Origin of the sequence: Synechococcus sp. Nb3U1 (genome assembly GCF_021533835.1) — a bacterium.
GTDB lineage: Bacteria > Cyanobacteriota > Cyanobacteriia > Thermostichales > Thermostichaceae > Thermostichus.
The window spans coordinates 409,543-430,050 of sequence record NZ_JAKFYQ010000001.1 but is presented as its reverse complement, the minus strand read 5'-3'; the positions used below and the strand labels follow the sequence as shown (position 1 = coordinate 430,050).

Sequence of the window (20,508 nt, the reverse complement as noted above, 5' to 3'; positions counted from 1 at the left end):
AAATCCTACCACCTTATTCATCTCAGGGAAGCGGGTCTTGGGGCTGGAGCAGCAGCACTTGCCAGTGCAGCATTTGTTCCAATTGTTCACGAGTGAGGGCAGAGGTGAGGGATGCCTGAATTTGGTCTACGGTGCGGATCCCGTCCACCTGTTGCAAAAAGGCAAAGGCCGCCTCACTTAGAGAAATGGCTTCGTAGGCGTAGTTGAAAATGCTTTGGGATGGCCATAAACCCAGGCAAGGGCTGAGGTGGGCAACGGCAGACTGAATCGCCTCTGCAGAGTGCCAATCCTGTCGTGGCAGGGGTGGCTTGCCCAGAAACAACTCGTAATGGGCCACCACAGGATCCAACAGTTCGATCAATCGGTACTGCTCCTGCTCCGGCAGTTGCGAGGCTTGCGCCAAGAGAGATCCATCCTTGCCCAACACCCGTTGCAGTTGCCAAAACTCTGGGTTAGAGAAGCGCAAAAATTGCAAGCCAGAAGCCCGGATCAACTCAAACAGAGTTTCGATGGTGTAGTCGATTTCTTGTGGGTGCAGATACATATCTGCAAAACACTCATCATCCACATTTTCGGTGGCCCAGCGGCTGCGCTCCTGCTGCTGAATGCGATTGGTTTCCGGCAGAATCTGAAACAGGCTGCGTCCTGTTTTAAGCCCCTTTTGTAACTGCTCCACAGAAGCCAGAGGTTGATGTTCGGATCCCATCACCAGCAGGCGGATCGCCTTTTGCATTAAGCGGATTTCGTGGCGACCTAGCTCTCCATACACAAACAAATGCAGGATCCCGCCTGGAGCTAATTTGCTAGACAGTGCCTGGATCCCGGCCACCGGATCCGGCAGATGGTGAATCATGCCCACACAATTAATGAAGTCAAACTCACCAGGTAACTGGTCGATATCGTAAACATTCAGCTCTCGAAACTGTACTGGTGGTGCTTGAGACGCCTGACAACGGGCCTGGGCAATCTGTAGAGCCTGGCTGCTCAGATCAAAAGCCCAAATTTCTGCCTTAGGATTTTGGTGGGCGATATATTCCGTCCCCACTCCCGAGCCACAGCCGGCATCGAGAATGCGAACCTTCCGTTTGCCAGGATGGGATCCCGTACAAAAGGCATGAGCTTGGGGCCAGCTCCAACGCCAGTTCCATCCCGGAGGGGGGAGGGTGCCAATCGGTTGCGGCGGAAAAGGATAGTGATTGTAAAGTTGCCGGACTTGATTGAGGATCTGCTCGGTACTGGAGGGGGTAAGCTGCATAGAAACTCATTGATGGACTCGCAGTTGCACACCATTAGCCATCTATAGGGCTGTCTGCAGGGGCACAAGCTGCTGACCGAGTTGGATAGGATCTGATGACCTGATGTCTAGAATACAGCGTCTTCTCTTCTCGACCTCTGGCAAGACTATCAAGACTCTATCAAGACTCTATCAAGACTCTATCAAGACTATAGTGACGATATCTCCCTCCCACTCATCCACTCTACATGTCTGTCCAGGCTCCTCATCCTTTACAAACGGGTCTTACCTTCGACTGGCTGAAGCTGATCGCCGAGCTGAAAACGGTATTGGATCCAGAGCGGGTGATCAGCAAGCCGGAAGAGCTGCTGGTGTACGAATGCGATGGTCTGGTTAGCTATCGTCAGATGCCTGCCCTGGTGGTGTTGCCCCGCAGCACAGAAGAGGTTTCAGCGGTGATTAGGCGATGTCATCAGTATCGGGTGCCGTTTGTCGCCCGTGGCTCGGGTACTGGTTTATCGGGAGGGGCCTTACCAGTTGAAAACTGCGTGGTCATCGCCACCACCCTGATGAAGCGGATCCTGGAGATCGATCTAGAAAACCGGTACATGGTGGTACAGCCAGGGGTGATCAACACCTGGATCACACAAGCTGTCGCCGCTCAGGGCTACTTCTATGCACCGGATCCTTCTAGCCAATCGGTCTGCTCGATTGGGGGCAATGTGGCAGAAAATTCGGGGGGTGTTCATTGTTTGAAATATGGGGTGACCGCCAACCATATCCTTGGGCTGAAAGTCGTGCTGCCGGATGGAGACATTCTTGAGCTGGGGGGCAAAATCCCGGAAATGCCCGGCTATGACTGGGTAGGTCTGTTCGTGGGATCCGAAGGCACCCTCGGCATGGCCACCGAGATCACCCTGCGCTTAGTGAAAACCCCAGAACAAATTCAAGTCCTGCTGGCGGATTTTGACAGTGTCGAGGCCGCCGGTTCCACTGTATCGGACATCATTGCTGCCGGTATTATCCCCGCCGGCATGGAGATTATGGATAATTTCAGTATCAATGCTGTCGAGGATGTCGTCAATTTGGGCTATTACCCTCGGGATGCGGCAGCCATTTTGCTGGTGGAAGTGGATGGTCTCCAGTTGGAAGTAGAAGAAGCCAGCCAACAGGTGAAGGCTCTCTGCTTCAAGAATGGGGCCCGCCAAGTACAAATCGCCTCTGACCCTGAAGAACGCTTGCGGGTGTGGAAGGGTCGTAAAGCCGCTTTTGCAGCTATGGGTAAACTTAGCCCCAATTACTATGTGCAGGATGGGGTGATTCCCCGCAGTCAGCTTTCTTTTATCTTGGCGGAAATTGAGCGCCTCAGCCGCGAGTATGGCTATCCGGTGGCCAATGTTTTTCACGCCGGAGATGGCAATCTCCATCCTCTGATTCTTTACGATGAATCTGTGCCGGGATCCCTGGAGCAAGTAGAAAAATTGGGGGGAGAAATTCTCAAGCTCTGCGTGAAGTTGGGGGGTAGCATTTCCGGCGAACATGGCATTGGAGCCGACAAACGTTGTTACATGCCAGAGATGTTTACTGCCACCGATTTAGAAACCATGCAATGGGTAAGACAGGTTTTTGACTCTGAGCACATTGCCAATCCCGGCAAGATCTTCCCTACACCACGCACCTGTGGCGAAGCAGCCCATGCCCATACCCAACCGGAATGGCAAGGGATCCCGGCCTTTTGAGTTTGAAAGGTGATCCACTTATTAGGTGTCAGCGTATGCCACAGGAGATTCGACCTTGGAGAGTTTCGCCATTCTCGGTCGGTCGTAGCTACCGAGTGCGCCACGACTTCAAGTCATTGCGCGATGCTTTCACGGCGGGAGAGGTGCTGACTTACGAGAGCGACGCATACAGCCACTATCACGGCTACACCGGTTATGTATTTTCACAGGCAGGAGCAGAGCCGAAGCGCGTCTGGGACATTCACGATGACGACGATTTGGAGAGTTGGCGTGAGTTGTTCGAGGAGATAGTGTGATAACGATGTCGACACCTAACCAGAGCGCTCCAGCGAACCGCCGCCCCGCTGGGCAGGCGAGCGGTTCAGGTGATTTGTCAGCGATTGTTGCAGCCGAACGGGCGTTTCCAGCGGCGGTCGCTGAGCTAAGGTTTATCCTTGGAGCATCCAGGCAACTAAATTGGTGGAGTATTTAGGATGCTGCAAGTTAGCGAAGTCTCTCACAAACTGGGACTTAATCCGCAAACTCTATACTTCTATGAGCGCATTGGATTAATTCCAAAGCCCAGGAGAACTGAATCAGGCTACCGCTTGTACGACAAGACAGACATAGAGCGGCTAGGCTTGATTACTCGTGCTAAAGCATTAGGTTTGACCCTTGATGAGATCAAAGAGGTCTTATTACTTCAGAATGGCGAAGCACCCCCATGCCATGAGATTCATTCCAAACTAGTGAGCAAAGTCAGCCAAATTGAAGAGGCGATCGCCCAATTGCAGAAGTTGAAAAGTGAATTATTACCTCTAATTCAGCATTGCGAAAACAACTTTGCTGAAAAAGGACAATCTGCAAACTGTATTGTTTTTCAGGACAAATTGCCATGAAGTCCAAAGTTACGTTTTGGGCGAGTGTATTAGGAACAGTCATAGTTTCTCTATGTTGCTTTACACCTGTCGTAGCTATAACCATAAGTGCAATTGGTTTAGGAGTTATGATTGGCTACCTAGATTACATTTTGCTGCCTGCCCTAGTTGTGCTGCTGATCATCACATTTGTTTCATATCGTCGCTATAGAAGTGGAGGAATATAACAATGACTGAATTTTGTTGTCCATCTTCATCTAATGAAGAGAGTGGATCTCTTTGGCAGCGTCTGTGCCCGCAGGACGGTACCAAAGGAAAACCTGTCCAACTCATCACTCTAAAAAGCTTACTAGTACCAGTTGCACTAGAGCAACTGAATCCAGCGACTGCTTACGGGTTTTGTCCAAGCCCCAATTGCCCAGTTGTTTACTTTTCCGAGCAAGGACAAACCTTCACAACTGCTGATCTGAAAGTATCTGTTTTTCAAAAAAATGAGAATGATGATGCTTTTGTTTGCTACTGTTTTGGTTGGAGTCGGCAACGTATTCGTGAAGAGCTTAACCAGTTGGGGGAGAGCAATTCTGTCGATATTATCATAACTCACATTAAAGCAAAACGTTGCGGCTGTCAAGTCAATAATCCCCAAGGCTCTTGTTGTTTAGAGAATGTCAGATCAGTGGTCAAACAAACAGTTGAAGCATTGGCTAAATGATGGCACACTATAATGGAAACGTTAGGCAGCAAAGTTCGTTTCCCCGTCCATGGAGGTTACGAATGTCGAATGATTGGATTCCCATGTCACATGAGAATTGTCAGCAAGTGCGTGGATCATTCTATCATGGCACCAAAGCCAATCTATCAATTGGCGACTTGTTAACCACCGGGCACCCGTCCCACTTTACGAATGGCCGTGCCCTTAAACACATCTACTTTTCAGCCTTGATGGAACCTGCCATTTGGGGAGCGGAACTTGCAATGGCGCTGTCACGCCTAAATGGTCGTGGTTACATATACATCGTCGAGCCAACCGGGCCGTTTGAGGACGACCCGAATCTTACGAACAAAAGGTTCCCAGGAAATCCAACAAAGTCCTATCGTACGTTTGATCCGCTAAGAATTGTTGGGTTGGTCGAAGACTGGCAAGGTCATCCCCTTGATGTACTGCAGCAAATGTTGGAATCTTTGGAAGATCTGAAGCGCCGTGGCCTCGCCATCATTGAGGACTAGCGATTTGTTAAGCAACAAGTCGTTCAAGCCGAGGCCACTTCGTGGCGCGGCTTAACTCAGTGTGTTAGACGTCGGAGGGCGGAGAGCCAGAGAGATGATCCGAGAGACCAACATCGTGAGTTTAGGGGTCTTGATTGCTCTAATTGTCATTGCTCTAATCGTCGAGCCGGGCGACGGCCTTGCATCTCGACGGCTGGAGTACGCTCCGGCTCCGGTGGACAACCCACTCAAAGGGCTGGTGCCCTACCAAGCTGACGTACGAACTATGTTCCCGCACAGTCTGGAGTTCAACTACCTGCCTTACTCGGCTCTAGCGAGAGGGTATGACGAGTTCGACTGGTGGTCGCTGGAGAAACTACTCGACGATATCAGTTCGCGCGGGCACCAGGCGATCTTCCGCATCTACCTGGAGTATCCGGGCAAGACCGGCGCGATCCCCAACTTCCTCATCAAGGACGGGCTGAAAGTCCACAAGTACCGCACCGGCAACACCTGGACGGAAACTCCAGACTACGAGGACAAGAACCTCCGGCGTTCGTTGGGGGGCTTCATCGCGGCGCTAGGCAAAAAGTACGACGGCGACCCCCGGGTCGGGTTCATCACCGCCGGCTTGCTTGGGGCCTGGGGCGAGTGGCACACTTACCCGAGAGACGAACTCTTCGCCAGCAAAACGGTGCAAACGGAAGTGATGGACGCCTACGAGGCGGCATTCAAGGTGACGCCCGTGCTGGTGCGGTATCCTGTCGGCAAGGAACACCCCAGAATGGCGACGAACACGGGTCGCCGGTTCGGCTACCACGACGATTCATTCGCGTGGGCAACGCTCGACACTGGCAAGAAGGGCGACGAGTGGTTCTATCTGACCATGCTGAAAGCCGCCGGCCCGGAAGCCGAGGTAAAGTGGGAGAAACACCCCGTCGGTGGGGAGATCCGCCCAGAGGCGTGGGGCCAGGTCTTCGACGAGAAGCCAGAGAATCAGCAGGTTCAGAACTTCCTCCGATGCGTACAGGAGACGCACGTCACCTGGCTAATGGACAGCGGCATGTTCAACGAAAAGCAGCATGCCGACCGAATCCGGCGGGCGGAAGACGGGGTGCGGAAAATGGGGTACGAGTTCCATGTCCCGACGGTCACTGTCGGCGATGCCCGGGATGGCAAGCTGGCAGTCAATCTGGAGTTGGAGAACCGTGGGGTGGCACCCTTCTATTACGACTGGACGGCGGAATGGGGGTTGCTGGCTTCCGGCAAGCCGCCGCAGACGTTCCGCGCCACAGGCAAGCTGTCGGGCCTCCTGTCGGGGGAGAAGCCGCGGGTCTGGTCAGACACGCTGGACGTGTCCGAGACGAAGCCCGGCACCTATACCTTGGCCGTTCGGGTACTGAACCCGTTGCCCGGGGGCAAGCCAGTGCGGTTTGCCAACAAGACCCAAGACGCCGACGCGCCCAGTTGGCTCTCGCTGGGCAGGGTCGTGATCCGGTGATGGATTGCGGATACTGTCACAACGTCGAGTAGCCGAACCAGGCGCTACACTTGACCGGCGGGGCATGTAGGCTCTCAGGAATTCATAGCTCCCTGCCGGCAGGAGAGCTGAATCATTATGTCGCACACCCTGGAGGCTGTAGATGAATTCTGCTGAAATGCTTCTTACGCTTCATCCCGATGTTGAGTTCAAAAACATCTCCGGCGGCATCGTGAATGCGAGTACGAGCGGGGTCGCCGAATTCAAGGAACTTGCGGAGCAGTCCTTGTTGCTGTTCTCCGAGCGACATCAGGACATTCTGGCCTTTGAAACCACAGGAAATCTGGCTGTCGCTTCCATCAGGTTCCGTGCGTTCGTTGCCGATGATCTTCCAAATGGAGTGAACTACTCCCGACGCTCATGCTGTGCCTAGGGCAGGCTTGTGCCAACGCATAGAGCGCGGGCTTCTTTCCGAGCCGTAGCCCTTTGAGCTTTTTTGAGTGAGGCGAGTCCCAACCCCACTTTTTTGATCAGCACCCCAGAATTTGTATCGCGTGGCATTTCTGCTTTGCATTCTGGGCAGGAGTGCCACCTGTCCGACAACTCTTTCGGGACACGGTTCAGGCAAACACAGCAATGCTGGCTTGTGCCAGTCGGATTAACCTTAATCCTTCTCTTTCCAGCTTTTTCAGCTTTGAAAGGTAGGATTTGGTTCACGAACTGACTGATTCCAGCATCAGCGAAAGACTTGTTCAGTCCTGCTTTTGCCGCTTGTCCATTGGGTAGAAACGTTCCATTTTCGTCCTGCTTTGGTTTGCACCGCTTCGTCATATTGCTGAGGTTAAAGTCTTCAACAAAGACCACATCAGCTTTGATAAGCAACTGATTCGCCGTCTCGCAGTGAAACTGATATCGCTGTCTTGCAATTTTCTGATGCAGTCGTGCAATCCTTTGACTCAGCTTCTTTCGGGCGACGCTGCCTTTGGGGCGAGCATCACACTTTTGCTGCAACTTGGCAAGCTTGGATTTTGCCTGCCTCAGGAAACGAGGATAGTCAATCAATTCACCCTCTGAATCTGCCACAAAATGCTCTAGCCCCATATCCAAGCCAATGGAGTTATCCCAATTTGGGACAACGTCAATCGTTTGTTCAGGAACCGAATCATCCTGCAATGACAGCGTGATATACCAGCCGTCAGCTTTCCGACTCAGAATTGCGCTTTTGACCTCAAACCCTGGAGGTAATGGACGATTCCAAACGACTTTCACTGCTCCAATTTTGGGCAGTTCGATTTTGTTGCTATCAATCCAGTCAATCGAAGCTTGAGGGTAGGTGAACGAACGATACCGATTTACACCCTTAAACCGAAGCTTGCCCGATCTTTTGCCGTTGCAGTCCCCTTTCAGGTAACGGGCAAAAGCGAGTTTGACCCGCTTCACCATATCTTGTAGCACTTGAGAATGAATCTCTTTGTACCAGGGTCTATCCCGCTTCAGCCTTACCAGAGAGCGTTTCTGTCCGTAGTATTCAGGCTTTTCTCTGGGTTCAGCGATGTTGCAAACCAGGGGGCAAGCATTGACAAGACAGCGATTCATTTCCCACCAATCAAACCAATCTGCCAGCATCCAGTTGTACTGCTGCCGAAGCATATCAAGCCAACGATTCATCGTGACAAGTTGCAAAGTGGATGGCAGTAGCTTGTATTGATAGGCAATTCTCATAGATTGAGTGTAGCATAAACAAAAAACAGTGATATACACAACGATTTTGTTTCAAGTGGTAGAGCCATGTCCGACCTGAAAGCTCATTTGGTGTTAACAACCAAGTACAGACGTAAGGTACTGACGGGGGAAATGCTGACTCGCATGGGAGAACTCATGAATGACCTGTGCCAAAAGTGGCAGTGCAAGTTGATTGAGTTCAATGGGAAAGAAAATCATATCCATTTGTTGCTTCAGTACCTCCCACAAACAGAACTTCCAAAGTTCATCGGTAATTTGAAGTCTCTAACCAGTCGTAAGATTTGCAGTGAGTTCCCGGAAGAAGTTGATAAAGTGTATTGGAAGAATGTTCTTTAGAATGAATCGTACTTCATCGCATCCTGTGGGGGCGTGACAGTTTCAGTCTTGAAAAAGTACATCGAAAACTAAGATGCCCCAGACTGATTCGTTGGGTAGGGCTTGTTGAGTGCGGCATCGTTGGCATAGCCTGCTGTAAGCATTGCCACACTCAACAAGCACGGCTTTCATCCCGACACTGACCTGAAGGTACAGTGCGGGGCTAGGAACGACCTGCGGTCTACCCGCCAATCAAGCTAAAGAAGGGTCAGGTCCTGAACCTATCTGGCCGTTCGGAGTTTGAATTCTTGGGCGAACTGATCGCCAAGATCACGGACATCAGCTGAGCGCAGGCATGCGGCATAACCTTCTTTTATAGGCCTCTCCAGGAGGTAAACCCGCAAAATACAAAAACCCACTCAAAAAAGAACAATTTTTGACTAAGTATTACAAGCTAAGTTCAAGTCAAGATTTTGGGGTGTGCAGAGATCTTGTACCGAAAATGGGAAAAGCCTAGGACTACCAAAAGGGAACGGTTGTAACCTGACACCGAACACATCCAAGCAAACTCTTGTCACACTTGGGGGAAAGGTTCCTGGAAAAGTAATCGCAAGATCAGGAATCGGCTCTTCTCCAACAGACACGCCATCATTGAAAACCAAATCTTGATCACTCAAGTAAGTTCCATTTTCCTCAAAACCCCGAGCAGTTGCATTAAAAGAGATCAGCGGAGCACTTGGAGAGGAAATGGAAAACTGCACCGTAACTGCATCCACCTCTGGCGGATTAACACCTGTGCCAGTGAAGATAGGATCACACCTCAAGGTAACTTTCATAAATTGATCCAGCTGATTGACCACAGAAGACGAGCGCGGATCCCGAAAACTTGAGGGGCGAGCCTCTTGCTCAGAAAGGTGTACAGCAGCCGACACCTTAACACCCCTCATCCCTGGACTGCTGTGGGTTACCCAAGATGAAGAGCCGCAAGCATGTAGGCAAATGATGGCAAGTAGCAGCGCCACTATTTTTAGTATTCTCATATTTTTGACTGATTAATTTCAAATCTATTCACACGGCCAAGCTATCCTCCGGACGGAGGGATGAACAACCGTAGTTTTGCGAGGATCCTCACGGACTGAGGGTACCACCTACCTTCAACCGAGATTCCCGATAGGCCAAGGCCAGAGAACTGCCAAAAATAATGGCACCGCCTACCCAAGTCCACAGATCTGGCCATTCCCCGAACCAGAAAAAGCCGTACAAAGTTGCCCAGATCAAGGCCGAAAACTGGAAAGGCAGAAGCGTCGAGACATCCGCATAGGCAAAGGCATGGATCATCAGCACTTGCCCCAGTGTGCCCAGGCAGCCAATAGCCAATAACGGGATCCAGTCTTGCCAGCCCGGCCATTGCCAAAACCACACCGCTGCCAACAGCGATAAGGGCGCCTGAAATAAGCCCATGTAGGCTGTAATCGTAATGCTCGATTCGGTGCGCGAGAGGATCTTGATCAGCACCGTTACCCAAGCCAACAAAATAGAAGCCGCCAGTGCCGCCGCCGAGCCCAAGGTCACTGCTTGAAAACCTGGTCGCAACAACACAACCATACCCACAAAGCCTAGGCCAAGTGCCACCCAGCGCTGCAGGTACACCTGCTCTCGCAGCAGCCAGATGGCAAACAGAGAGGCAAACAAAGGAATTGTAAAACTCAGGGCCGTCACCTCCGCCAAAGGGATCCGACTTAAAGCCCAGAAAAACATCAGCATGGCGATCGTATTTAGCACGCCACGCAGGGCAAACAACCCTAACCGTTCTGTCCGCAGGGATCCCAACCCCTCCCGCAACAACAGCGGCATCAGGGCCAATGAACCGAAAAAATTACGAAAAAAGGCGATCTCGAACGGGTGCAACTCCCCCGACAGGCGACGGATTGAGGCATCCATCGTGGCAAAACAACCAACGGAGATCAGAATCAACAGGATCCCCTTGAGGGTTTTGGGAATTCTTCGCCAGGAAAAGCCGATACCAGTGGGGATGGCAGGAAACAGACCTTTCATGGCTTAACTTTATGAATTCCAATATTCCACTGTAGGCGAAAGATAGGGATCCCATAGGAGCCGACCCGACCTTTACAGACGGGCTCTTTTGTGGTGAGAGGGATCTGGATCCCTCAGCGCTCGGAGCGAAATTTGGTCAGGATGATCACACCGACCAAAGCCAAGGTCATTGTATTGGCAAGGGTGATAGCAGTATCTCTACGCAACAGACCATACAGATCCCACATCAGGATCCCGACCCCAAACAAGAGCAAATAGCTCCAGGAGAAATCATCCGCCCGTTGGCTGCGCCAAGTTTTCCAGGCTTGAGGGAAAAAACTGGAGGTGGTCAGGGTGGCTGCCACTAGACCAATCCAAAGGGTCAGGTTCACAGTATTCGCTCCGGCTCACAAAAGCCCCGCAAAGGATGAATTCGCTCCGAGTCCGTCAGACCTTTGGCTTGCACCAACACCCCAAAGCCTCCCAACCCCATCGGATCCAACAGCGAGTGTAGAGCCTGTCGCCGCTGCAAGACTTGGCCTATATCCACAGTCTCGGCGGCTTGGCTGAGGGCCGACAAGCGTTCTGTCAGGCCTAAACACACCAGGAAGCTGCTTTGACGAGTCCATCCTAACGTCTGCAATCCCAAGGTTTCCCCCACCTGCTGTAGGGTGGTGAAGTCTACATGGGCGGTTAGGTCTTGGGATCCCACCTGCACATAGGGATCCGTGTGGCTGCTGTGCTGGCGGTAGGCCAAGAGGGTGCCCTGAGACCGATGGGGGCTGTAGTAACGATCAGCGGTATGGCCGTAGTCTAGGGTGAGCACATAGCCCCGCCGCAATTTTCGGGATAGCAGGTGTAACCAGTCCAGCACCCTCAGGTTGACCTCCGTTTGGTAGCCCTGCGGGTAACCTTCAACCGGGATCCCTAGGCGCACAAAATACTCCTGCAATACCGGACTGGAGAGATCCCCCAGCACCTCTCGGAAGCCCGTTTCTCCCACTGCGACATAGATCTCTCGCAGTGCCCCATCCTGCACCTGCACCCGGTGCACCGGAAAAGCATCTACCAGCTCGTTAGAAAAAAAACAACCCGTCACCGACTGATCCGGGATCCCGTCCCAATCTTGCTCCGCAAGGTGCGTAGCACCATCCAACCAACTCACCTTATCTCTGAAGGCCGCTAGCCGCTCCTGTTGCAACCGCCGCAGGGTGGCGGAACGCTCCAAGATCCGATATTCCAGGGCTTGCCAAAATGGGGGGTGCGCAGTCTGCACATAGGTGAGCCAATCTTCCGCCAACCGCCCACTGCCCGCCCCCATCTCGATCACAGCAAAAACCGACGGGGATCCCAAAATCTCCCAGAACTGGAACATTTGCTCCGCCAACAACTGGGCAAAATCGGGTGCCAAGTGGGGAGAAGTCAGATAATCGGGCTCAATCGGGGATCCCTGCTCGTAGTAACCCAATCCTGGCTCGTAAAGAGCCCATTCCATGAACTGGGCAAAAGTCACCCGCCCTCGCTGGCGAATGCGACCCTCGATCAGCCGCTGCAACTCCTGAGAGGCTTGTCGTTGTGTGGACACCAGAGGTTGAAAGGATCCCACTCGGTTAACTTAGTGAACTCTAGATCACTTGTTTAGATGACTTGGTTTAGCCAACTTGTTCAAATTACTTGTTCAAAGGGCGGCGAAGGTTCTGGCGAAACTGCTGGTTCGAGGCCAAAAGCACCGGCCAGAGGGCAGAGACCACCCACCTTTGGGATCCGGAATAGATGCGATCCGCCTTGCGAGCCGAGTACCAAACTCCACCGCCGTAGATCGCCAACAGAATAATAGGCCACATCTTCCGCACATCCTGATCAACACCGCTGGAATCCCCAATCTAACCCCTAGTGGGCATTGAGTAAGCATTTAGTAAGCATCCTGGAGCTCGTAAAAATCTGGAGTGATATAGTCTTTACGCAAGGGCCAACCCACCCAGTCTTCCGGCATCAGGATCCGCTTCAGGTTGGGGTGTCCCTCAAAAACGATGCCGTACATATCGTAGGTTTCTCGTTCTTGCCAGTCTGCCGACTTCCAAATCCAGTACACCGAGGGCAGCCGCGGATCCTGGCGCGGCAACTTCACCTGTACCCGCACCTCCTGGGGGCGATCCGCTCCGTCCGAGAGCTTGATCAGGTGGTAGAGGCTGACCAAAGGTTGCCCTGGCCCCAGATCATATCCACACTGGCACTGCAAATAGTTGAAGCCGTAGGCATACAGAGCGGTACACAGCGGCAAGAGAAACTCCCGTGGCACCTCCAACAGCTCAACCCCCGCTGCATCTCGATCTAGGTACTGATGATCGAAGCCGTTATCCATCAAAAACTGAGAGACAGGGCCCCACTCCACCAAAACTGGCTGCTCCGCACCTGAGTCTTGCCCAGAGTCTGGCACCTGCTGTCCCTGAGCCTCATTCTCCTCCGCCATCTCACATCCCTCCCCGTAGAGCCTTGAATTGCTGTTCCGCTTGTTTCAGATCCGCAGTCTGCAGCGCAGGGGGTACAAGCAAGCCAATCGCGGCAGCTAATTCCGGGGGTGGAGCCTGACGGGCCTCATTTTCCAGGTACTTGCCCGTGATGATCTCGGGTACAGGCTTGAGGTTATGCTTCACGGTGTAGTAACGGTGGGTTTGCAGCAAGCGATCCCGCTCCCGCATATCTTCGGTGGCAATCTTTTTGCGCAGCTTGACAATGGCATCCATGATTGCTTCTGGGCGAGGCGGGCAGCCAGGAATGTACACATCCACCGGGATCAGCTTGTCCACACCACGCACGGCACTGTAGGAATCGGAGCTAAACATGCCACCGGTAATGGTGCAGGCTCCCATGGCGATCACATACTTGGGTTCGGGCATTTGCTGGTAGAGCTTGACCAAAGCGGGAGCCATCTTCATGGTTACGGTGCCCGCTGTCACGATCAAGTCTGCCGTGCGGGGGGAAGAACGGGGCAAAAGGCCAAACCGGTCGAAGTCAAACCGGGATCCGAGCATAGCCGCAAACTCAATGAAGCAGCAGGCCGTGCCGTATAGCAGTGGCCAGAGACTGGACATTTTGGCCCAGTTATAGAGGTCGTTCACGGTGGTGAGAACGACATTGTTAGAAAGGTCGGAGGTCACCTCCGGGGCTGCCCCCGGAAACAATACCTGAGGCTTCTGAGAGGTCATGACCATTCCAGTGCTCCTTTTCTCCAAGCGTACACAAGGCCCACCACAAGGATGGCGATAAAAATCAGGGCCTCCACAAAGGCCAACAGCCCCAAGCGATGAAACGCCACCGCCCAGGGATAGAGAAACACCGTCTCCACATCAAAAATGACGAAAACCAGGGCAAACATGTAATAACGAATGTTGAACTGAATCCAGGCTTGCCCCACCGGTTCCATACCTGACTCATAGGTGCTGCGCCGCAAAGCGCCCCGTCGCTTCGGAGCCAAAAAGGCAGATGCCGTCAGAGCCAAAATTGGCAGCAGAGAGCACAGGAGCAGAAAAACCAGCAAATACTCGTAGTTGGGTAGAACAAACACAACGCTAGACCGCCCGGGTTGCTCAACATTTAGATACGTTTCCAGTATAGAGCCAGTCTGTAGCTCTCCTGTGCCTGCAGATCTTCAATTCTGGTAATGATCACGATTGCTCTGGATAGGGTCTTGCCAAAGGGTAAACCCCACAAATGGGATCCACTTGGGCTGAGCAGGGGAGTTACTGGTGTAACTAATCGATTTTTTCGGATCCCTGACGACGCTTTTCCCACCAACCCCAAACCCCGATCAGCAAAGCCCCAGCCATCAGGATCCCCAGAGCGGGTTGAAACAAAGGCAACCAGAGCCGCATCCAAAGTTTGTAGCCCAGCGGGATCCCGACAAATGCCCCTGTTACCGAAAAGACAAACCCAATGAACCCGGCAAATACCAGAAAAACGATGGCAATCAGGAGATTATCTAGCCAGCGTTTGAAATCGGAGGAAGTCATAGAGAGTGGGATATGTGGGACAGGGAAAATCCTGAAGCATGGACGCACCCTAAATCCTATCAGGATCCCCACGGGGTGATGGAGCTGGATGGGCGTAGATCCCGACGTTTGGCTGCCCGCTGAATGCGATTTTGGGCAAAAATACGCTCGACTTTGCGGCCTTCCCGCCAAAGCTGAAGGGAAAGGGGCTCTTGATGGGTTCGATCGGAGTTTGCTGAAGGCACCACCTGCAAAGGGCGAGAGTCCTTTTTAACCTGAGGGACAGGTTGACCAGAAACCGCTTGCACAACAGGCGAATCCCCCCGCAAAAAGCGTAGGTAGCGCTGCAGCCAACCTTCCCGTTGCGATGGCAGCAGAGCCAAAGATGGGCGACCCGATTTTGATTGCATATCCACTCCTCAACAACACAAACTGGTAAGACTCACCAAAAACAATTGACTTCAGCAGAAAATTCACTAAATTTAGTTAAGCTCTAGACTTAGGCTACCCACAAATCGCTGGGTAGTCAAGATATAGTGGGGGAGAGTTCTGCTTTCCACAACCTGTAGTGTTGAACCCGATGCACTCTCCTTCTAGCTCCACGTTTGCAGCCCGCTTGCGACAGGTGATCGGCACTGAGGCCATCTATGCTTTTGGTCGCCGGGCCGGAATTAGTGATACTGCCCTACGCAGCTACTTGAAGGGATCCGTCCCCAGCATTGACAAAGCCCTGCAAATCGCCCAAGTGGGCGGAGTAAACCTCAGTTGGTTAATCACCGGCGAGGGATCCCCGCAGGTGCAGACTGCCGACGCGGAAACGGAGTACATCTATGTGCCTTTTATCGATGTGACCGCTTCCGCCGGGACGGGAGTACTGGTGCGCGAAGAATCCATCGAATCGGTGATCGGGTTTGAACGCAGCTGGTTGCGGGCACGCCTGAAGGGAAACCCCGCTGAGCTCAGCCTGATTCGGGTGCAGGGGGATAGCATGTCTCCCACCTTGGAAGATGGGGATTTGATCTTCGTGGAACGGCTGGAGGGGGAAGACAACAGCCGCGAAGGTATTTACGTTTTTCAAATGGATGGGGATTTACTGGTCAAACGGCTGCAGCGCCTGCCCGGATCCCAGGTCAAAGTGATCAGCGATAATCCCCGCTTTCCACCCTTTACGGTTGATTTGGCGAATCCCGCCCACGGGTTGACCATCATTGGGCGCTATCGAGGCCGCATTAGTTTTGATTAACTCTTTGATTAACTCCTAGCGGGAAGTGGTAGCCAGACCGACTGACAATCCCCTTGGCAAGATCCGGCCTCTGGCTAGGATTGGGTAAAATTCCTACCCCAAGTCTGTCCACTCAGCCGGAGGTTCGCCATCGATGTCGCGCACACCCCGCCAGCACTCCACTTCTTCACTCCACTTTTCACTCAACCTACTCAGTGGGATCCTTTTGCTCAGCAGCGGGATCCTCGCCGGGATGGTACTGCCTCAGCAAGCTCAAACCCAGACACAGCCAGATCCAGGCTTTTCTCCCCCTGAACCGACTTTGCCGACCCCCCAGATCCTGGCCACCCTCTCTCCACCCCAACCCCAGGCCAACCCTCCGGTGGTTGATCCGGCAGACCGCGAGAGCTTTACCGATATCGAAGCTGAAATTCGGGAAATGCGCCAGCAGGTCATTCAGTTGTTGATGCGGATTGAAGAACTGGAATCGCGCCTGCAGCGGTTACGTTCCCAAGCAGGGGAACCAGAACGGGTGACGGAGTCTTCTACTACTGCCGAAATTGCAACTGGAGAAGCGGATGCGGACAGCACTCTGCCCCAACCCACCCCGACCCCCACGGCAACTCCCACCCCCACATCGTTTCAGGTGGGAACCCAGACCATCAGCCTGCCGGGGGATTTGATGTTTGATTTTGATAAAGCAGAAATTCGCCCTGAGGCGGCCTCCCTTTTGGCCCAGGTGGCAGAATCTTTGGAGTCGATGCCAGAAGCCCGTATTCAAGTGAATGGCCACACCGACAACATTGGCTCCTTGAATTACAACTTGGCTCTGTCTTTGCGCCGTGCCAATGCCGTCAAAGATTACTTAATCAAGTTGCTACCCGAAGACAATCGCATCAGTTGGACCACCTCTGGCTTCGGCCCCACCGCCCCGGTGGCCGATAACGATACAGAAGCTGGACGACAGCAGAACCGCCGTGTGGATTTGATCATCGCCCCTTGAACCTCTGCGGATGACAAACCCGGCCAGAACCTTAAAATATTGATCAGGTTGATCGATGTACGGTTGATGCAGGCAAGTCTCACCCTGAAGGCTGGAGTTCGACTTTGAACACATTAGGGATCCCTGCCAGTGATGGACAGGCTTTCCCGCTGAGAGTCAGCACCACTTTGGATGCTCTCGGCCAAGTTTTGACGTGGTTTGAAGCCTTTCGCAATTCGGGCATCCCGGATCCCATTTGGATGGAATGTCAGTTGGTGCTTGCAGAAGGGTTTACCAACGTCGTTCGCCATGCCCACCAGGCCCTACCGGAAAGCACGCCGATCGATATTGAGCTGGTATTAGCGCCGCAATGGTTGGAGTTGCGCATCTGGGATCAGGGGCAGGAATTTGACCTAGAGGTATTTGCCCAACAATTGCCAGCAGAGCTGGACACAGACTCAGAAGGGGGACGCGGCATTTTACTGATGAAAGCCCTGACCAGCCGCCTCAGCTACACTCGCCAAGCGGATGGCCGCAATTGTCTGTTGATTAGCAAGCGTTTTAATGACTCTGCCCATCTCCCGAAGCCTGTCAGTTGAGCTAAACCTTAAGAAAGCATGCCACCACTTAATTTGCGAATGGCGGATCCGGCCACATCGCTGTAGCGCAATTCTCCCGCCAAGATTTGCCCCATACGCCGAGTGGCTCCCGGTCGTTTGACCCCCACTTTATAGCCCAACCCCGGAAAGCGATAGAACAGCGCTGCAATTCGTTTGGCCCAGCGCATTTCCGAGCCCCATTCCTGTTGCACTTGGGCTGAATAGTTGGCCAATGCATCCCTATTTCCAGTCAAGGCAGAGTCGATCGCCTGGGCCGCCAACAGGCCGGTGAGCAGAGAGGGGCGAATCCCTTCGGCAGTGAAGGGATCGATCACACAGGCGGCATCCCCGGCCAAGAGGGCATTTTGGGTGTGTAGCGGCTGATCTTCATCCCAAAGACAAATCGGGTGGCCAAATTGCTTAACCGAGTTCAAGTCCACCCCAAAGGTTTGGGCATAGTCTGCCGCGATCTGCCGCAGGTTTTGTTTTTCTCCACCTCGAAAAGTGCCAGCCCCAATCGAGTAGCCATCCGCTTTGGGGAAGTTCCAGATGTAGCCATTACTAACAGCACCAAAGTCGAAATGGGCAGCGGCGGTTTGCGGCTGCGAAACGGGAACCTCTGCTTCTAGGGCAGCAGCCAGTCGTCGTTGCCGTTCCTGAAAGCCTAACCACTTGGCCATGGAGCCTTTTGCCCCATCTGCGCCAACCAAATACTTTCCCCAAACGGGGCCAGAGGCCGTCATCACTTGCCAGCGATCACTTTGCCATTCAATGCCGGAAACAGCACATTCTGCCTGGAGGGTAGCCCCCTGCCCTTGTGCCTGCTGCATGAGGTAATGGTCAAATACATCCCGCCGCACCATCCAAACGGGATCCTTAAGCTCCAAATCCGCCACCACCGGATCCCCGCTACGCCAGGTATAGCGAATTTGCCGGATCGTCAGGGAAATGGCAGGGCTAAAGTCGAAATCAAACCAGGCCGCCACCATCGGAGAAACCCCACCCCCACAGGGCTTGTAGCGGGGCAAGGGATCCTTTTCTAACACCAGCACTGAGCGCCCCCGCTTGGCCAGATGATAGGCAGCAGATCCCCCAGCAGGACCCGCACCGACGATCACGCAATCGTAAAGTTGTGACATCGCTTCTGAAATCGAACCCTTCCGCTTTGGGGTTCCGTGTCTCGGCTCCTAGCCTACCCCATTCGATTTGTATCCAGGTTTGTATCCAGAGGCGTCGGATGGTCGCAGCAGTCCTTGGACAGCGTAGAGATGGAGCGGTTCTGCTTTCCCCTTCAGGACATGGGATCCCAAATCTTCCACCTGCACCCGATCGCGCACCAGTTGGTAAACGGCCTCGGAGATGAGGATATCCCGGCCCAAGGATTGGGTCAGACTTTCGAGGCGCGCCGCCACATTCACTGCATCCCCGATCACGGTGTATTCCAGCCGTTGGGGGGATCCCAAATTGCCCGCCACCACCTCCCCGAAATGGATGCCGATGCCGTGGTGAAAGAGGGGATAGCCCTCCTGTTGCAGTTCGGCTCGCAATTGCTCAAGAGCCTGCCGCATCCCCAATGCCGCCCGCACCGCCGCTAAGGCTTCTGTGGCCGCATCCCGAAATAGGGGGGTACCAAACTCCGCCATGATTGCATCGCCGATGAACTTGTCGATGGTGCCCTGTTCGGCCAGAATTGGCTCCACCATCGCGGCAAAGTAGCGGTTCAGCAGCGCTACCAGGTTCGTGGCTGCCATGCCCGCCGCCAACGGGGTAAAGCCGCGAATGTCCGAGAACAAAATCGCCACCGAGCGCAGTTGTCCACCCAACGTTTCGGCAAACGACTCCGGCTGCCGCAAAATTTCCGCCAAGACTGCCGGGGCCACCCGCCGTTGCAAAATGCGCCCCAAGCGCAGACGGTTGCGCCGCTCCTCTACCCCCTGTAGAGTCGTATCCGCCAGTCCTGCTAGGGATCCCGCCGCCAACAGCCCGGTTACCGGCAAGTTCCACCCCAGCAAAAACGCCCCATAGGCGCCCGCCAACCCTAACCCCCCCCAGGCGAAGGTCAGGCCCATTTTGGGCAAAACCCCCCGGCAAAACCCCAGGCTCAGGCCCATCCCCACCCCTGAAACCAGGATCAACAGGGATCCCCAACCCCAAGGCAAAGGACGGATTCCGTTTCCCGCCAGCAACGTGCCCACCGCATTGGCATGAATCTCTACCCCCGGCATGAGGGAATCCCAGGGAGTATTCCACAGATCCTGCCCCAGTTGGGTGGTATCCCCGATCAGCACAATCTTGTCCTGAAACACCGCGCCATTGGCCAAATTGAACTGCCAGAAGCTGGGTTCGAACAGGTACCAAAGGGGAAAAGTCGGGTAAGTGCCTTGCGGGCCACGGTAGTTGATGCCCAAAGCTTCTCGCGGAGTCGCTGGGTCTATGGCCGCCATGGCAAAAGGCAACCGTTCCGCATCCAGATCCATCGCCCCCGGCAAGGTCAAAACCTGGCGATTGGAACTGAGGGGGAAATTGACCAGCCCCAGACGAGGATTCTGGGCAGCATAGTCTGGCCAAAGGGGGGTGAGATCCACCCGCACACTGCGGGATCCCCCCGGCAGGATCTGCACCTCTTCCGAACGGCTGACGGCAAAAAGGGTCTGCTGGGCATACTGGCCAATCACCTCGGCAAAGATCCGATCATCTTCCGGACCATAGACACTGGCCTGGTCGAAAATCACGTCAAAGGCCACCCTCCTAGCACCTGCGGATCCCAGTTGTTCCAGAACGGCAGCAAAGACCGCACGGGGCCAGGGGGAGCGGGTCATTTGGGAGAGGGTTGGGTGCGCTTCCAGCTCTTCGACGGTAAACAGATCTGCTAAATTCTGGGAGGTTTCGTCAATCGCCAAGATCACCACGTCTGGATGCGGCTCCTGGGGCCCCCGCCAGAGAAAAAATTGGCCATACAGGTTAGCATCCGCCCACAGCAGAAGATGGGCACCCTCAGCATCCCGACTGGCCCAACTGTACACGCCGCCCCAGAGGAGCCCACTGGTGATCCCCAACAGCAGGCTGATCCCAGCTCGATTCAAGTTAGGGAAGCGCATAAGCCGGATC

25 protein-coding genes and 1 pseudogene are annotated in these 20,508 nt (G+C 53.7%); 12 read left to right on the top strand and 14 right to left on the bottom strand.

Translation table 11 applies throughout. The annotated features are described in order from the left end of the window. Positions 1-22: 22 nt before the first annotated feature. On the bottom strand, positions 23-1,255 hold the full coding sequence (locus L1047_RS02005; RefSeq protein ID WP_235277012.1) for a methyltransferase: 1,233 nt from the start codon (positions 1,253-1,255) through the stop codon (positions 23-25). 227 nt (positions 1,256-1,482) lie between these two features. Here L1047_RS02005 and glcD point away from each other — a divergent pair, with 227 nt between their 5' ends. From glcD to L1047_RS01965, 8 genes are all read left to right on the top strand, one after another. Continuing rightward, complete coding sequence (gene glcD / locus L1047_RS02000) at positions 1,483-2,973, top strand: glycolate oxidase subunit GlcD (RefSeq protein WP_235277010.1); 1,491 nt, start codon at positions 1,483-1,485, stop codon at positions 2,971-2,973. A 35-nt stretch (positions 2,974-3,008) separates the two neighbouring features. Next, positions 3,009-3,269, top strand: coding sequence for a hypothetical protein (locus L1047_RS01995; RefSeq protein WP_235277008.1), 261 nt, complete (start codon positions 3,009-3,011; stop codon positions 3,267-3,269). A gap of 177 nt (positions 3,270-3,446) precedes the next feature. Further along, positions 3,447-3,851, top strand: coding sequence for a heavy metal-responsive transcriptional regulator (locus L1047_RS01990; protein ID WP_235277007.1), 405 nt, complete (start codon positions 3,447-3,449; stop codon positions 3,849-3,851). Further along, on the top strand, positions 3,848-4,057 hold the full coding sequence (gene merF, locus L1047_RS01985) for a mercury resistance system transport protein MerF (RefSeq protein WP_235277006.1): 210 nt from the start codon (positions 3,848-3,850) through the stop codon (positions 4,055-4,057). The genes L1047_RS01990 and merF overlap by 4 nt, the downstream gene beginning before the upstream one ends. Positions 4,058-4,059: 2 nt before the next feature. Beyond that, the gene (locus L1047_RS01980; protein ID WP_235277005.1) at positions 4,060-4,542 is read left to right on the top strand and encodes a putative iron-sulfur cluster-binding metallochaperone; all 483 of its coding nucleotides are present in this window, start codon (positions 4,060-4,062) and stop codon (positions 4,540-4,542) included. 62 nt (positions 4,543-4,604) lie between these two features. Then, positions 4,605-5,057 (top strand): NAD(+)--rifampin ADP-ribosyltransferase, encoded by a 453-nt coding sequence (gene arr / locus L1047_RS01975; protein WP_235277004.1) that lies wholly within the window; start codon positions 4,605-4,607, stop codon positions 5,055-5,057. A 94-nt stretch (positions 5,058-5,151) separates the two neighbouring features. Continuing rightward, entirely contained in the window at positions 5,152-6,537 is a 1,386-nt protein-coding gene (locus L1047_RS01970; protein WP_235277003.1) for a DUF4832 domain-containing protein, read from the top strand. Between the two features lie 142 nt (positions 6,538-6,679). Beyond that, the gene (locus L1047_RS01965) at positions 6,680-6,949 is read left to right on the top strand and encodes a hypothetical protein (RefSeq protein ID WP_235277002.1); all 270 of its coding nucleotides are present in this window, start codon (positions 6,680-6,682) and stop codon (positions 6,947-6,949) included. Here L1047_RS01965 and L1047_RS01960 read toward each other — a convergent pair. Beyond that, positions 6,946-8,238 carry an RNA-guided endonuclease InsQ/TnpB family protein gene (locus L1047_RS01960; protein WP_235277000.1) on the bottom strand — a complete coding sequence of 431 codons (1,293 nt, stop codon included), beginning with the start codon at positions 8,236-8,238 and terminating at the stop codon, positions 6,946-6,948. The genes L1047_RS01965 and L1047_RS01960 overlap by 4 nt on opposite strands. Positions 8,239-8,271: 33 nt before the next feature. On the opposite strand from L1047_RS01960, the pseudogene tnpA reads away from it, so the two are divergent. Further along, positions 8,272-8,667, top strand: a pseudogene (gene tnpA, locus L1047_RS01955) (IS200/IS605 family transposase). A gap of 347 nt (positions 8,668-9,014) precedes the next feature. Here tnpA and L1047_RS01950 read toward each other — a convergent pair. The 10 genes from L1047_RS01950 to L1047_RS01905 form a co-directional block, all read right to left on the bottom strand. Next, positions 9,015-9,410, bottom strand: coding sequence for a hypothetical protein (locus L1047_RS01950; RefSeq protein ID WP_235276999.1), 396 nt, complete (start codon positions 9,408-9,410; stop codon positions 9,015-9,017). 292 nt (positions 9,411-9,702) lie between these two features. Next, positions 9,703-10,629, bottom strand: coding sequence for a DMT family transporter (locus L1047_RS01945; protein ID WP_235276998.1), 927 nt, complete (start codon positions 10,627-10,629; stop codon positions 9,703-9,705). Between the two features lie 113 nt (positions 10,630-10,742). Continuing rightward, positions 10,743-11,000: a SemiSWEET family sugar transporter gene (locus tag L1047_RS01940; protein ID WP_235276997.1), complete on the bottom strand. Its 258-nt coding sequence runs from the start codon at positions 10,998-11,000 to the stop codon at positions 10,743-10,745. Then, the gene (locus tag L1047_RS01935) at positions 10,997-12,193 is read right to left on the bottom strand and encodes a class I SAM-dependent methyltransferase (protein WP_235276996.1); all 1,197 of its coding nucleotides are present in this window, start codon (positions 12,191-12,193) and stop codon (positions 10,997-10,999) included. Before L1047_RS01935 ends, L1047_RS01940 begins: the two co-directional genes overlap by 4 nt. Before the next feature lie 85 nt (positions 12,194-12,278). Next, positions 12,279-12,452, bottom strand: a complete 174-nt coding sequence (locus L1047_RS01930; RefSeq protein WP_235276995.1) for a hypothetical protein — start codon at positions 12,450-12,452, stop codon at positions 12,279-12,281. A gap of 68 nt (positions 12,453-12,520) precedes the next feature. Next, positions 12,521-13,078: an NAD(P)H-quinone oxidoreductase subunit J gene (locus tag L1047_RS01925; RefSeq protein WP_268836082.1), complete on the bottom strand. Its 558-nt coding sequence runs from the start codon at positions 13,076-13,078 to the stop codon at positions 12,521-12,523. Between the two features lies 1 nt (position 13,079). Then, positions 13,080-13,820 (bottom strand): NADH dehydrogenase subunit K, encoded by a 741-nt coding sequence (locus L1047_RS01920; protein WP_443081673.1) that lies wholly within the window; start codon positions 13,818-13,820, stop codon positions 13,080-13,082. Then, positions 13,811-14,173 carry an NADH-quinone oxidoreductase subunit A gene (ndhC, locus tag L1047_RS01915; protein ID WP_235276992.1) on the bottom strand — a complete coding sequence of 121 codons (363 nt, stop codon included), beginning with the start codon at positions 14,171-14,173 and terminating at the stop codon, positions 13,811-13,813. The genes L1047_RS01920 and ndhC overlap by 10 nt, the downstream gene beginning before the upstream one ends. Before the next feature lie 187 nt (positions 14,174-14,360). After that, the gene (locus tag L1047_RS01910; protein WP_235276991.1) at positions 14,361-14,618 is read right to left on the bottom strand and encodes a hypothetical protein; all 258 of its coding nucleotides are present in this window, start codon (positions 14,616-14,618) and stop codon (positions 14,361-14,363) included. A 59-nt stretch (positions 14,619-14,677) separates the two neighbouring features. Next, entirely contained in the window at positions 14,678-15,007 is a 330-nt protein-coding gene (locus L1047_RS01905) for a hypothetical protein (protein ID WP_235276990.1), read from the bottom strand. Between the two features lie 170 nt (positions 15,008-15,177). Here L1047_RS01905 and L1047_RS01900 point away from each other — a divergent pair, with 170 nt between their 5' ends. From L1047_RS01900 to L1047_RS01890, 3 genes are all read left to right on the top strand, one after another. After that, on the top strand, positions 15,178-15,840 hold the full coding sequence (locus L1047_RS01900) for an XRE family transcriptional regulator (RefSeq protein ID WP_235276989.1): 663 nt from the start codon (positions 15,178-15,180) through the stop codon (positions 15,838-15,840). A gap of 133 nt (positions 15,841-15,973) precedes the next feature. Further along, a complete protein-coding gene (locus L1047_RS01895) occupies positions 15,974-16,822 on the top strand; it encodes an OmpA family protein (protein WP_235276988.1) in 849 nt (282 codons plus the stop codon). Positions 16,823-16,926: 104 nt separating this feature from the next. Continuing rightward, on the top strand, positions 16,927-17,400 hold the full coding sequence (locus L1047_RS01890) for an ATP-binding protein (RefSeq protein ID WP_235276986.1): 474 nt from the start codon (positions 16,927-16,929) through the stop codon (positions 17,398-17,400). A gap of 8 nt (positions 17,401-17,408) precedes the next feature. Here L1047_RS01890 and L1047_RS01885 read toward each other — a convergent pair whose 3' ends face one another. Further along, positions 17,409-18,539 (bottom strand): geranylgeranyl reductase family protein, encoded by a 1,131-nt coding sequence (locus tag L1047_RS01885; protein ID WP_235276985.1) that lies wholly within the window; start codon positions 18,537-18,539, stop codon positions 17,409-17,411. A 48-nt stretch (positions 18,540-18,587) separates the two neighbouring features. After that, entirely contained in the window at positions 18,588-20,498 is a 1,911-nt protein-coding gene (locus L1047_RS01880; protein WP_235276983.1) for an adenylate/guanylate cyclase domain-containing protein, read from the bottom strand. Positions 20,499-20,508: the final 10 nt, after the last annotated feature.

Excerpts from the sequence above, each read along its gene's own strand:
- L1047_RS01970 (WP_235277003.1), top strand. The coding sequence starts at position 5,152 with ATGATCCGAGAGACCAACATCGTGAGTTTAGGGGTCTTGATTGCTCTA.
- merF (WP_235277006.1), top strand. The coding sequence starts at position 3,848 with ATGAAGTCCAAAGTTACGTTTTGGGCGAGTGTATTAGGAACAGTCATA.
- L1047_RS01965 (WP_235277002.1), top strand. The coding sequence starts at position 6,680 with ATGAATTCTGCTGAAATGCTTCTTACGCTTCATCCCGATGTTGAGTTC.
- L1047_RS01880 (WP_235276983.1), bottom strand. The coding sequence starts at position 20,498 with ATGCGCTTCCCTAACTTGAATCGAGCTGGGATCAGCCTGCTGTTGGGG.
- L1047_RS01905 (WP_235276990.1), bottom strand. The coding sequence starts at position 15,007 with ATGCAATCAAAATCGGGTCGCCCATCTTTGGCTCTGCTGCCATCGCAA.
- L1047_RS02005 (WP_235277012.1), bottom strand. The coding sequence starts at position 1,255 with ATGCAGCTTACCCCCTCCAGTACCGAGCAGATCCTCAATCAAGTCCGG.
- L1047_RS01945 (WP_235276998.1), bottom strand. The coding sequence starts at position 10,629 with ATGAAAGGTCTGTTTCCTGCCATCCCCACTGGTATCGGCTTTTCCTGG.
- L1047_RS01910 (WP_235276991.1), bottom strand. The coding sequence starts at position 14,618 with ATGACTTCCTCCGATTTCAAACGCTGGCTAGATAATCTCCTGATTGCC.
- L1047_RS01885 (WP_235276985.1), bottom strand. The coding sequence starts at position 18,539 with ATGTCACAACTTTACGATTGCGTGATCGTCGGTGCGGGTCCTGCTGGG.
- L1047_RS01990 (WP_235277007.1), top strand. The coding sequence starts at position 3,447 with ATGCTGCAAGTTAGCGAAGTCTCTCACAAACTGGGACTTAATCCGCAA.
- L1047_RS01895 (WP_235276988.1), top strand. The coding sequence starts at position 15,974 with ATGTCGCGCACACCCCGCCAGCACTCCACTTCTTCACTCCACTTTTCA.
- L1047_RS01995 (WP_235277008.1), top strand. The coding sequence starts at position 3,009 with ATGCCACAGGAGATTCGACCTTGGAGAGTTTCGCCATTCTCGGTCGGT.
- L1047_RS01925 (WP_268836082.1), bottom strand. The coding sequence starts at position 13,078 with ATGGCGGAGGAGAATGAGGCTCAGGGACAGCAGGTGCCAGACTCTGGG.
- arr (WP_235277004.1), top strand. The coding sequence starts at position 4,605 with ATGTCGAATGATTGGATTCCCATGTCACATGAGAATTGTCAGCAAGTG.
- glcD (WP_235277010.1), top strand. The coding sequence starts at position 1,483 with ATGTCTGTCCAGGCTCCTCATCCTTTACAAACGGGTCTTACCTTCGAC.
- L1047_RS01950 (WP_235276999.1), bottom strand. The coding sequence starts at position 9,410 with ATGAAAGTTACCTTGAGGTGTGATCCTATCTTCACTGGCACAGGTGTT.
- L1047_RS01980 (WP_235277005.1), top strand. The coding sequence starts at position 4,060 with ATGACTGAATTTTGTTGTCCATCTTCATCTAATGAAGAGAGTGGATCT.
- L1047_RS01920 (WP_443081673.1), bottom strand. The coding sequence starts at position 13,820 with ATGGTCATGACCTCTCAGAAGCCTCAGGTATTGTTTCCGGGGGCAGCC.
- L1047_RS01930 (WP_235276995.1), bottom strand. The coding sequence starts at position 12,452 with ATGTGGCCTATTATTCTGTTGGCGATCTACGGCGGTGGAGTTTGGTAC.
- L1047_RS01960 (WP_235277000.1), bottom strand. The coding sequence starts at position 8,238 with ATGAGAATTGCCTATCAATACAAGCTACTGCCATCCACTTTGCAACTT.
- L1047_RS01900 (WP_235276989.1), top strand. The coding sequence starts at position 15,178 with ATGCACTCTCCTTCTAGCTCCACGTTTGCAGCCCGCTTGCGACAGGTG.